Source organism: Leyella stercorea, from assembly GCF_019052365.1.
In the GTDB taxonomy this organism is placed as follows: domain Bacteria; phylum Bacteroidota; class Bacteroidia; order Bacteroidales; family Bacteroidaceae; genus Prevotella.
In genome coordinates, this window is sequence record NZ_JAHQUY010000083.1 from 1 (window position 1) to 11133 (window position 11133).

The 11133-nt window shown below is 41.4% G+C and carries 13 protein-coding genes; 1 reads left to right on the forward strand and 12 read right to left on the reverse strand.

Annotation, left to right across the window (positions count from 1 at the left end):
- The first annotated feature begins 51 nt into the window (after positions 1 to 51).
- Positions 52 to 981 carry a hypothetical protein gene (locus KTQ90_RS11505; protein ID WP_217318562.1) on the forward strand — a complete coding sequence of 310 codons (930 nt, stop codon included), beginning with the start codon at positions 52 to 54 and terminating at the stop codon, positions 979 to 981.
- A 45-nt stretch (positions 982 to 1026) separates the two neighbouring features.
- Here the strand turns inward: KTQ90_RS11505 and KTQ90_RS11510 are convergent, their stop codons facing one another.
- The 12 genes from KTQ90_RS11510 to KTQ90_RS11565 form a co-directional block, all read right to left on the reverse strand.
- Positions 1027 to 1548, reverse strand: a complete 522-nt coding sequence (locus KTQ90_RS11510; RefSeq protein WP_217318563.1) for a hypothetical protein — start codon at positions 1546 to 1548, stop codon at positions 1027 to 1029.
- Positions 1549 to 1591: 43 nt separating this feature from the next.
- The gene (locus tag KTQ90_RS11515) at positions 1592 to 2404 is read right to left on the reverse strand and encodes a DUF4377 domain-containing protein (RefSeq protein ID WP_254359717.1); all 813 of its coding nucleotides are present in this window, start codon (positions 2402 to 2404) and stop codon (positions 1592 to 1594) included.
- Between the two features lie 87 nt (positions 2405 to 2491).
- Positions 2492 to 3499, reverse strand: coding sequence for a nucleotidyl transferase AbiEii/AbiGii toxin family protein (locus tag KTQ90_RS11520; RefSeq protein WP_217318565.1), 1008 nt, complete (start codon positions 3497 to 3499; stop codon positions 2492 to 2494).
- Positions 3492 to 4097, reverse strand: coding sequence for a DUF6088 family protein (locus tag KTQ90_RS11525; RefSeq protein ID WP_217318566.1), 606 nt, complete (start codon positions 4095 to 4097; stop codon positions 3492 to 3494). Before KTQ90_RS11525 ends, KTQ90_RS11520 begins: the two co-directional genes overlap by 8 nt.
- A gap of 429 nt (positions 4098 to 4526) precedes the next feature.
- A complete protein-coding gene (locus KTQ90_RS11530; protein ID WP_217318567.1) occupies positions 4527 to 5579 on the reverse strand; it encodes a hypothetical protein in 1053 nt (350 codons plus the stop codon).
- 190 nt (positions 5580 to 5769) lie between these two features.
- A complete protein-coding gene (locus KTQ90_RS11535) occupies positions 5770 to 6099 on the reverse strand; it encodes a hypothetical protein (protein WP_094881998.1) in 330 nt (109 codons plus the stop codon).
- Between the two features lie 32 nt (positions 6100 to 6131).
- Positions 6132 to 6296, reverse strand: a complete 165-nt coding sequence (locus tag KTQ90_RS11540; RefSeq protein ID WP_217318568.1) for a hypothetical protein — start codon at positions 6294 to 6296, stop codon at positions 6132 to 6134.
- Positions 6297 to 7259: 963 nt separating this feature from the next.
- Entirely contained in the window at positions 7260 to 8306 is a 1047-nt protein-coding gene (locus KTQ90_RS11545; RefSeq protein WP_217318569.1) for a DUF4253 domain-containing protein, read from the reverse strand.
- A 308-nt stretch (positions 8307 to 8614) separates the two neighbouring features.
- Entirely contained in the window at positions 8615 to 9073 is a 459-nt protein-coding gene (locus tag KTQ90_RS11550; protein WP_217318570.1) for a hypothetical protein, read from the reverse strand.
- A 22-nt stretch (positions 9074 to 9095) separates the two neighbouring features.
- A complete protein-coding gene (locus tag KTQ90_RS11555; RefSeq protein ID WP_407936618.1) occupies positions 9096 to 9404 on the reverse strand; it encodes a transposase in 309 nt (102 codons plus the stop codon).
- Between the two features lie 53 nt (positions 9405 to 9457).
- Complete coding sequence (locus KTQ90_RS11560) at positions 9458 to 9850, reverse strand: helix-turn-helix domain-containing protein (protein ID WP_217318573.1); 393 nt, start codon at positions 9848 to 9850, stop codon at positions 9458 to 9460.
- A gap of 9 nt (positions 9851 to 9859) precedes the next feature.
- The gene (locus tag KTQ90_RS11565; protein ID WP_217318571.1) at positions 9860 to 11011 is read right to left on the reverse strand and encodes a PDDEXK nuclease domain-containing protein; all 1152 of its coding nucleotides are present in this window, start codon (positions 11009 to 11011) and stop codon (positions 9860 to 9862) included.
- Between the last annotated feature and the right edge of the window lie 122 nt (positions 11012 to 11133).

Consider the following 11133-nt stretch of genomic DNA (forward strand, 5'->3'; position numbering starts at 1 on the left):
CCATTAAACCATCTGGGTTTAATATATGATTAACTAATAATTTTAGACAAAATGAAAAAGATAATATCACCTATTCTCTCAATCGCTCTTTTTACAACCCTCATTCTTCTATTTCTGATACACTTTCAGAGAGTAGACGCACAATCTATTTATAAATGCGATAATGAGAAACACATCTGTTACAAAAACTCTGATGGGAAAACAATAGTGAAGAGCAAGAAATACACAATAGCGTTTACAGACACTATCACGTCCATCGGTTTTGTAGGTAATAGAAAAGGTAAAATCATCGGTATAGACAACCATGGAAAGGAGTTGTTTGAGGTATATAAGATAGACAATGGTCCAGACTGCGTTAGTGATGGCTTGTTTAGAATTATTGGGGAAAATGGCAAAGTGGGGTTTGCCGACACTTGTGGCGTTATCGTAATACCACCTGTTTTTTCTTATGCCACTCCATTCCTTGATGGAGAAGCCAAGGTAACTTTTGAGGGCGAAGAACAAAAACAAGGAGAGTATCAATATTGGGAAAGCAATCAATGGTTTTTGATAACGAGTCCGAACTTGTTAGATCATAGAATGAACGAGATGGCTACATCTACTAAATTTGACACGCCAACATTGACAACGGAGGAAAAGCACAAAGTCAAGGAACTGGCTGCACAAGCCCCTGATAGCATAAAAACATGCTTCTCCTTTTTGCTTTACAAATGGAATTACGCAATAACCCATAATCGTGAAATGCTTTTGAGCTCAAATACATATTCGTATTCAAAGTTACCCGAGTTCCACTATTTGAAATCCATGGGGAAACAGATAATACCGCTTATCATGGAACAACTTATTGAGCCATCAAATTTTCATCTGTTGGTTCTTTATGAAGCTGTGCAAGAAGATAGCAGAAAGATTGTGAAAGACCACACCGGAGGCGAACAGAACAGAGCCATAATGAATGTGAAAAGATGGCTTGGCAGTAAGTAGGGATTCGCATTGAAAACTGTAGATATTTGTCTTAATCCAGCAGTTTCATTCGATTTTTATCTTCCAAATGTTTTCAGGTGTCTTCTCTGTTTGCAAAGGGACTTGCTCTATCGGATGTGCCGTTGCTTTCTTTCTCTTTTTGTTTTGTCTTGTTTGTTTTCTGAAACTTTTAAAGAGAAAGTTTCTTCCCATGCCATTGCCAAAAATCACATCCAATGGTTCGCCAGTATCTTTCCATATCCTGACCTTGGCAGCATAGTCAAATGCAAATCTGACAGCCGTGCTGTCATAAGTAAAAACCACTTCATAATACGCTTTCCCAAACTGTTTTCTTATTTTGCGATGATTGTCACCATAGTCGTCCTTTTGGAAAATCCGCATTTCAGATATTTCAGCACCTTTGAAAAACGGAACGTATGCAGGACCAAAGGTATTGGCGACACTCCTTGCGACAGTTATAAGTGCATCCTTTTGGAAGACATCAGCACATCTGCTTGAAGCCAATGGCTGGGCAGATAATGTCGTAACCATCAGAAAAGCGATTGGTATGAGGAAACGCTTTTTCATAATCACTTATTTGTTATGGCACATTATTCGTACAAACAGCGTTTTATTGTTTCGTAATTGTAAATTTCAATTTCTGGAGTCCTTTTTTGTATACATTGGTCAAGATGAGAAAATACTGTAGTTTCTCGCCTGAGTTCATCTTTTTTGTAATATACTCAAATTCGCTTTCCGGTATTACATCCTTAAACAACGGGCCGCCATCCTCATTGTACACCAACCTTATATCGTCTGTCAGCGGAGAAATGACGTATGAGCGATACGCCTGATATGGGATGCTATTGAATTTGACCCAGTTGTCATCGCCTTTATCCAGAACATTTTCTACGTATATCCTGCTATGTTCATAAGAAGGCTTTGGCAACCCATTGCCTTTATAGATATTTCCTTCGCCATCTACGATATAGTTGTCTTCTGTTTCGTATTTGTTGTACGGGCACAGCTCCTGATACTCAATGTCGCTTTCTGACTTTACACTATTGTCGGTTGGAGTTCCCGTCTCTTTGACGAGCTTGTCTTGAACAATTTTGACGAGCAAATATTTGTGGCTATAGCCGTCAGCTGGAGGATTGGCAAGTGTAGTCATCTTTACCCGCAATTCATACTCATGCCCTTTTACATAAGTGAAACCCTCGATACGATATAGACCAAGATGTTCCCATTCGCCATTTGGATTATCAAACTTTACAAGCATACATTCCTCTGGGGTAGAGTTAAATCCGTAACTTTCACCCGTTTCAGAAGAAACATATATTGTTATCTCCTTGACGGAATCTTTTTTCTCGTCATCATCGCTGCTGCAACTTGAAACAGCAAAAACTGCAAGTAGCAGGAATAAAAGGTTTAAAGTCTTTTTCATTTTACGTTTAATTGTACTACTTAAAATAAACGGTAGATTTTGAATATATTGCATGAATTATTGCATTTTTTCATTTCTTGTCACATTTCAAAACCTGTGGAATCTATCTTCAAGCACTTTCATATTCTCAATGAGTTCAATGAAAGAAGGTTTCTCTCCGAAAATCATGGAAGAGCACATACTTTTATAGTCAGCCTCCCATGCGCTGCGTATATCCTCACGAGGAACGAGAACGATGCGACGACGGATGTCTGGGGTGTAGTCCATACCACTAATGCTTGTGAATATCTCGCGATGATGACGAATGGATTCCCACAGTTCATCATCCTTTATGGCAGCCAAAGCAAAGTCTTTGTTCATCATACGAGAGAGGTCATAAAGATGTCTTGACTTGCGGTCGGCAATGACACCACGTCCCTCTACGGAAAACAACTCGTGCAAGAGGAATACCTTTTCAAGGAAAGTCTTGCTTGCAAGAGCCGTTGCCACCTTGCTATCGACAATTGTTGTCTGTATGGTAGGAAACACGCCCTCGACCATACTGTTGATATGTGTTTGCTCGTTTGGCTCCAGCAAAGACCTTGCTCCAATCTCCAACATCACTATTGGCGAAAGGTATTCAGACGGCTCAGCCCAAGCACTCTTATACCTCACGAAAAACTTTCTCGGTTCTGGATATGTGCTATCGCCCTCACCGTCTGGCTCAGACTCGATTTTGCAAAAGTCCTGCAAACCATATTTCTCGACAGCCTCCTGCAATGCCGGGCAAAACGTGTCTTTGACAAATAGAGAAGAAGCCTTGCGCAGTTTCTTTATCTGCTTCTTCGTCAAGTCGCCCTCTAACCCAAACAAAGAGCGGTCGACAGCCAAATCAATGTCTTCAGAGAAACGCTCAATAAGATGCCAGACCTTGCTCAAAGATGTGCCACCTTTGAAGATGAGTTTATCAGCAAAAGGCAAGTCGAAAACGATTTGCAGAATATTAGAAACCCACAAGTCCTTCTCTATAGCCTGTGGAGGCAACCCACATCGTGCAGATGCTTGTTGAAGCACACGTCGTTGGTCGTCAAACGAAAGTTCAAAGAATTTATTCATAAGCGTTTTGTACAATTTTTCTAATCCATACAGGCATCAGTTTCAAGTCGACAAGCACATCTTCTTTCTTCTCCTGTCTCAATAAGTAGTAAATATGATCCGTCTGTTTAGTAGTAACATTGACGTTCTTTATCGACTTTAGAGCAGAATTAACCAACATGGCAAGTCGGTTCGTAAAAGCCAAGTTGCGTGGAGCCGTATTCTTAAATGTGATAGATCTATTCCCTGACACTGATATTCTGCGCGACTTTCCATTTGTGAGGAAAACACTATTCAACGGAACCTGTGTAGAAAGTCCAAGAACATTCAGCGCATAGTCGCCAGTGGGGACAATTTTGGAATGAGAGCGTTCAGCCAAGGCTTCAGCAATTTGTATGTCAGTAGGATAAATCACCCCCAATCCCAAAGTTTCGTCAATTTCGGGATAACAGTAAATGCCCTGTGCCACACGAATAATTAACCCGCTTTTTGTAAGCCTAAGCAAAGTCTGTCGGATAGCATCAGAAGAGCCAAAATCAAGAAAGTCATCGGCAAAGAAAATCTTTCCCCTACCAAATCCCTTTATCCTGTTTTCAATTTTATGAGCTATACTTTCCATGTCTAACCTTAATTTCGTCACAAAAATAGCAACTTTTTGTGACAAAACAAAGAAAAGGCTTAGAAAAGTATCAATTTTTAACTAAAAAATGCCCGATACATATTCTATAAAACCCCAAATATACAATATCAGCCATGCAAACACAAATGTTGATTTTGTCACAAAAAAAGATACTTTTTGTGACACACTACATATACACTTCAATTCCATTCACCTCAAATATACACACATCTCGAAGCTGCCGGATTTCGTTAGAGTCCAGCAGCTTCATTCGTCTTGTGCCTTTGTAGAAGTCATATTTGAGGGAGATGCAGCGGTGCCAGGACTGGATTTCACCGCTGCGAGTCCATAGACGGATGTCGATGGGTTCGGGACTGGAGAGTATTTTGCGGAGTGTGGTGATGTGGATGGATTGCATAGCGATGTGGATTAATCGAAGGTGCGGTAGAAAGGATCATCGAAGATGTTGTTGCCGTAGTCGATGGTGATTGGGAAATGATGGCTGCTATATTTGTACTTGAACTTGATGCTGTTCGTGGCGTTGTCGGCATCGGAGATTTCACTGTTTATGTCAGTGATGGTGATGGGTGCCAGGGCACCACCTTTCTCAACGATGTTGACATAGCGAGAAAGGAGGAGCTGGGAGAAGTGCTTGGCTTCCTCGAAGGTAAGCATCGAGGACTCCACGTCATACTCGTAGGCGGACTTGTCATCATAGAAGGTGGTAACACCGAGCGAGGTGGCAGTGGAACGGTCGAGGTCGAGCTTGCTCTTGGTGACGCAAGTGAGATGTATGTATTCATCGCAGTTGAACTCATTGCGCACGAGTAGCGTGAGGTTCGGCGTGCGGTCAGTGACATAGAATGTCTTGGCAAGAAAGCCACGATGAACGGTGAACTGGAGCAGTCGGCACTTGCTGCCGATACGGGTTTCTATAGCAATAGGACTTATAATGTCACGTATCAAGGTGGTGTTCTTGGTGTCCACTTTAGCATCCTCGATGCGCACCATGCGAGGTGTAGACTCGCCATCGAAGAGAGCCAGGCACTCGGTGTAGCCCTGCAGCGTGACATCAGGCAAATAAAACGCCGAAAGAGTCTGAAACGAATTGCGTGGAATGGTGAACATCGAGCGTGTGGTGAGGAAGAACAGCTGTACGAAGCCCATGGCATTTGTGGCGAGGCTCAGACGAGAGTAAATGAAATGGCGTTCTGGCGTGGTCGTCTCTTCAGTCTTTGTGTCCGCCGTGATGACAAAGTTAGCGAAGACACGCTGCTTATCCAGCATGTGCCCCTCGATGATGGAGCGAGCATAATAGAGCATGGCGATGTTGTTGTAAGGGTAAAGCGTAGTTTCAAAGATAGTGTCAGGACCACATGCGATAGTGACATATACCGAAGCAGCATCAGTAGATATTTCTATCTCCGATGGGATGTTGCAAGTGAAGACGTAGAGAGAAGGATTATAATTGATTTTCAGCATGACCTTTTTGTTTTCAAAGATAACAGGCTTTGCCTGTATAAGAAAAGACCTAATCGCAGCGTTGCTCTGCACGGCTCGAAGGACAAAGGGCTTTAGTATGGAGTGTAGGCAAGTGCGGACTTGTTACGATCTTGCAGAAGCGACAGAAGAAAGCCCGACTCCTTCGAGCCGGGCGGAAGTGGAAGACTGCCTAAGCAGCCTTTTCAGCCTTTGGCTTGCGACCTCTTTTCTTCTTAGGCTTTTCCTCTACTGGAGCTGGCTCCGGCTTCTGCACCTCCTGCGCCGTGGGAGCTGTGGCTCCCTTGGCTTTTGCAATCTCTTGCGAGAGGCGTGCGAGGCAATTATCAGAGATGTTCAATCCCAACCTCTTTTTGAGGAGGAAGGCGAGGCGCATAGCCTTGTATGCACTTGTGCAATACATCTTGTCTGAGCTGTTATCGCTTGTGTAAACGACCCATACATTGTTTGTGGACTTGCCGGAATTGGCTTTAGCTGCTAAAATGACATTTGAAGTATTCATAACTTTCTTATTTTAAGAGTGAAACAATCTGATTAGTGAATGAGATAAACTTCGATATAGCTGATGTCTATAAAACTGTCAGCTGCGAGTGCTTCCGCCTTGGCGCTTGCCTCAGAATGACTGTCCGCCTCGATTTCATATTCGATATACTCGCCATCCTCTCCATTGATGACAACCTGATAGAGATTGCTTGACAATTCAACCTGTCTTGAACTTCTTTTACCGAAGTGATATTCTGAATTAAAAGTGGTGTGTACCATAATCTTTAAAATTTTATTTGTTCGACTTAAAAGTGAAGCACCGAAGTGCTTTTGTAATTTTTACGTGCATACAAGGAGCAGCAAGGAGAAGGCATTTTAATGCAAGGGATAGCCAAGATTATTTCATCCTTCAGGGCTTGAAAGATTTTGGAATGAGGCAAACCTGCCCCAAAAACTTTTGAAAAAATCTTAGGATAAGCGTGGAGCGCGACCCTTTCAGAATGCCGCTTGCGCTAACTTTGCAAAGGAAAAATCATAAGCATTACATTTGGTAAGTGCTTCACGTCGAACAAATAAAATGATTTGGTACAAAGAACACCACTTCAGAATATTACTCCGGAATAATAAAAGAAGAAGACTGGTGATATGAATTGTGCAATCTCTGTTGTCATCATAGGATGGGATGGCTACATCTTCCATGATGAAATCGTGGCAGACAGATACCTATCTTTAAGGCAAGCAGAAAGGCGGATGTGCTTGTGGCTACAAAAATGAACATCAGCAGTATCGGAGTTCATTCACTAATGAGAGTGTGGAACGGATGAAAAAAGGCAAATATGAATACTTGTCATTTTGGTGGCGAAATAAAAGCCAATTCGTCCACAGACATTGCATGGGACGGTGGAGCAAGCCACAAAGATAACAGCATAGGAAAGATGCACAAAGTGCAGGAAAGGCGGTGCGCCACGCCTTACTCCTTTGAAAATCGGGATTGGCTACCTTTCGTTATTGACTCTCACGCCTGAGAGATTGCAAAAGCCAAAGGTGCGGAGAGCGAAGCGAAGGAGGTGCTGAAGGCGGAGCATACCGCTGAAAAAAAAGAAAAGCCTTCATCCTGCGTTGGGCGCAAGACAAAGGCGTATATGAAAGGGTGATTAGGCAGTATTCCGCTTCAATAAATCAATCCCACCAGAAATACCATATTGTGGATTTTTTAAGTTGAGAAGAAAGGGATGCAAGATTGTTTCCTTGTAAAATATCCGCACTATATCCCAAATGTTCCTCTGCAATAGGCATTGTATCACCCATCACTGAACTGGGCAGATAATACTCAACAACATCATTTGAAATATATGCTGCACACGCACCATGTTTCTCATACCAATATTTGGCTATTGCCATGTGTTCTTCAGCTTTCGGACATTCATTCCAGTCACCAAACGGAACATACGCAAATACTTTCCATGGTTCTTTCACGGGAACTTCAACAAGATAGAGATCCGTGCCTTCTACAATTTCTAAATCATTGATAGGCTCAATATCCTCATCTGTACCAACAACATCATTCTTCCATTCTGCATCGCTGTATTCTTCCTTTACCTGTTCCATTCTTTCATGCAGGATAGAAGCTCCATCGTTTAAGTTTGATGCCAACATTTTAGATTGCCAGTCCTGACGCTTGGTTTCATCATACCATTCAGAACTGTCATCAAGTGATTCGAAAAAACAACTGTCTACAGCCAACAGAACCGGGCTAAAGCCTTCTTGCTTGCCTCTCTCGTAAGCATCAAGCCACAACTGCTTAATCTCTGGCGAAGGTACATCTACATGGGTAACTTTACAACCTTGAAGAAGCCACTCAATGGAAGGCAAAGGCGGTATATTGTCTTCACTCTCTACCTCCACTACTTTCATGTTCTTGTACGAAATCATGTAAAGGTTTACCAACTTGAAGAATCTCCATGCCAAGAAAGCACAAACAATTATAGGTGTATAGAATTGTCCGCCACTCATTATTCGAGCCACCAATAATCCAATACACAACACAAGCACAAGTCCCCAAACAATCAGTTGCTTGCGTAAAATACGACACACTCCTCGCCAGTCATTAGCTTCAATGAGAGCGTTCAAATCGTTGCCCATCTTTTTCTCTGTCCGCTTTTTCCACTTATACAACAAGGCGAAAATGATGACAACTGCCAATACGATGAATAATAGTTGTTCCATAAAGTAGGTTTTATTGCGACAAAGATACAGAGTTTCTCCTTATTTTCTGCAAAAACGAGCAATTATCTTACTCCACCAATCGCAATTGGGTATAAATCGTGCTGTGGGAACTTTTCGCAGCCGATGTAGAGCGTGTCGAAGGCATCGGTACCGTCGGTACGGTGTTCGAGAAGATCTTCTTTTGATTCAGATTGTTTTCACCAAAAAAGGTGCAGATGAAGCGAAGCGTAACAGGAGATGATGCCGATGGCTGCTGCCCACAAAGGAAAAGCCCTTGTCCTACGTTGGTTGGGCGCAAGACAAAGGTTTTATCTATTAAGGCGGATTCGGATGGAGTCCACGTTAATATGTTCATTCAGTGAATCATTAGCATGTAATTTACCAAAAGGGTCAGTATAATAATATTTGAAAATATTTACTCTGGCGCCCATTCCAGTATGTGCTACTATATATTGTGTATTTGGCAATAATTTTATGAATGAAGGATCGCGATTATATTCTCGTGTGTATGAAGAAGATTCAATTACTTTAAATTTATTTGGAATCTTCCTTTCTAAATAAATGGTGTCAACTTCCTTGCATGGTTTCGGGTTTCGTAGGAAAAAGTCATAAGTATATGCTTTGCTAAGGCTGTCCCATGGCTCAATGGAAAAATGCAGCATTTGGTTGATGTAAAAAACTTGTTCTTTTTCAGATAGTTCAAAATCATGATTGTCACAAGAGCACATCAAGAACAAACACATTGTAAATGTTATAATATACTTCATAAGTAACTGTTCAAAATCAATTTTATAAATATGAATAATTCACGAATAAGTTCGTACCCACAGACGCCAAGGCCCTGTTTGTACAATAGAAAAGCGAGTCCGTAGTTTCGTAATCTATCGGTCTTATCCATTTACCTTTAAGTATACGCCAAAGAATCTCGGCAGGATTAAGTTCTGGAGAATAAGGTGGAAGATAGAAGAGGAACAATCCTTTTTTCTCCCAAATTTTCCTCAGTTCTTTCACTTTCCGATTTCTATGAACAGAAGCATTGTCCAAGACAATTACAGTCTTCTTCGTGACATTGAAAGAGAATCTATCAAGATAGTCCACAATCTTGTCTACGTTGATGGACTCTTTTGTGGTAAAGCCCCTTGGGCGTTTTCTTACACGCTTATATCTTGCACCAATGTTTCTAAAAAACGTTTGAAGGTAATGTCACTGGCTTCTTTACCAGTCGCATTCTGCCATGCCTCACGTGCTTTGGACACACTCTGACGGTCTTCCTCAATTGCCTTGCGGATAGCTTCTTCATCAGAACAATCCATAATAGCCTTTCGCCCCTGACCAGGACGTGTCTCCAAGCCTTTGATGCCATTTTCTTCATAACGTTTTATCCATGTGTAGACAGTAGCTACAGTCACCTCAAGCATTTCTGCTATTTTGGGAGCTGATTTACCTTCTGACTTCAGCAATATGGATTTGCATCTGATACGAAAACTATGAGTAGGGCCATTATGATAGCCTTTCTCTAATTTGAGGCGATATTTGCAAATAATTTAGATCATTTACTTATCAGTATCACTTTCATTAATGAGCAACTTTCGCATCTCGTCCATATCAGGCAAAGCCTTTCTCAACTCCTCACTCATATCTTCTGCTGTCTTATATGTTGCGACACCCATTGGATTGGTGTAGTCACGGATAACATACTCAACGAAAGCCTTATTGGCACTCTTACAAAGAAGAATACCAATAGTCGGGTTCTCATGGGGTTTACGCACCTTATCATCAAGTACTTTCATGTACGTTTGCAACTGACCTATATAGGCAGGTTTGAAAGCTCCCTTCTTTAGTTCAACTACAACCATACAATTCAATTCGCGATTGAGAAAGAGCAAGTCAGGAAATAATTCTTCTCCGAATATTTCCAAATGGTATTGATTGCCTATGTAAGCGAAGTCACGTCCGAAAGTCATAATAAATTGTTTGATGTTACGGACAATGGCTTTCTCTATAACCCTTTCATCAATATCTTCAGGCTTGTCAACTTCCATTTCATCGATATTAATGTAGTCGAGCAGATACTCATCCTTGAACATGCCAACAGCTTTACGAGCATCGTTAACCGGCATGGTCTGCAGGAAATTGTTTGCCGCAGCGCCCTGTTTTTGATATAGTCCTTCCTTTAGACGATCACGCAAATCGTATTTGTCCCATTTATGGAGAACGGTCTGATGTATGTAGAAAAGTATTTCATGAAGATCTTTCGTCTTATGAAGAATTTCCATGTGATGTGAAAAACTGATACCTAAAAATTCCTCACGATTGATTTCGCTCGCCATGGGCGACCATTTTTGCAAAGAGAAATTGTCAACATCGATAACATATTTATTTACAGCTATTTGTAATTTGCTCGCCATTGGCGAGCAAATTATATATTGCATCCAATATTCGTAGAAAGTACGCATATTACGAATGTTCTGCGAAGAGAATCCACGAAGACCAGGAAGTTCACGACGTAACTGTTCACTGATACGATCAATAACAGAAGTACCCCATGCTTCTTGGCGTGAATGTGCGGACACATATCCACCGATGCCAAAATAGAGCGACAACTGTTCACCTGTTACCAATTTTGCAGCTCGGTACTGACTGTATAATATAGCATCCTTTATGACACTAACAGCCTGTTTATATTGTTGTATAGAAGATTCCATATTATATATTCTCATTAAAGTTTGTATCGTAAAGCAGAGTCTTATTTACCATAGTTTCTAATTTATTAAATCATTAGTGTCCCGTTAAAATCGGGACCAGTTAAATATTAATCAAATAACCC

What these genes read in the sequence shown, in the direction of transcription:
- KTQ90_RS11535 (WP_094881998.1), bottom strand. Translation starts at nt 6,099, where the DNA reads ATGAATACTTCAAATGTCATTTTAGCAGCTAAAGCCAATTCCGGCAAG.
- KTQ90_RS11520 (WP_217318565.1), bottom strand. Translation starts at nt 3,499, where the DNA reads ATGAATAAATTCTTTGAACTTTCGTTTGACGACCAACGACGTGTGCTT.
- KTQ90_RS11505 (WP_217318562.1), top strand. Translation starts at nt 52, where the DNA reads ATGAAAAAGATAATATCACCTATTCTCTCAATCGCTCTTTTTACAACC.
- KTQ90_RS11565 (WP_217318571.1), bottom strand. Translation starts at nt 11,011, where the DNA reads ATGGAATCTTCTATACAACAATATAAACAGGCTGTTAGTGTCATAAAG.
- KTQ90_RS11530 (WP_217318567.1), bottom strand. Translation starts at nt 5,579, where the DNA reads ATGCTGAAAATCAATTATAATCCTTCTCTCTACGTCTTCACTTGCAAC.
- KTQ90_RS11510 (WP_217318563.1), bottom strand. Translation starts at nt 1,548, where the DNA reads ATGAAAAAGCGTTTCCTCATACCAATCGCTTTTCTGATGGTTACGACA.
- KTQ90_RS11525 (WP_217318566.1), bottom strand. Translation starts at nt 4,097, where the DNA reads ATGGAAAGTATAGCTCATAAAATTGAAAACAGGATAAAGGGATTTGGT.
- KTQ90_RS11515 (WP_254359717.1), bottom strand. Translation starts at nt 2,404, where the DNA reads ATGAAAAAGACTTTAAACCTTTTATTCCTGCTACTTGCAGTTTTTGCT.
- KTQ90_RS11545 (WP_217318569.1), bottom strand. Translation starts at nt 8,306, where the DNA reads ATGGAACAACTATTATTCATCGTATTGGCAGTTGTCATCATTTTCGCC.
- KTQ90_RS11550 (WP_217318570.1), bottom strand. Translation starts at nt 9,073, where the DNA reads ATGAAGTATATTATAACATTTACAATGTGTTTGTTCTTGATGTGCTCT.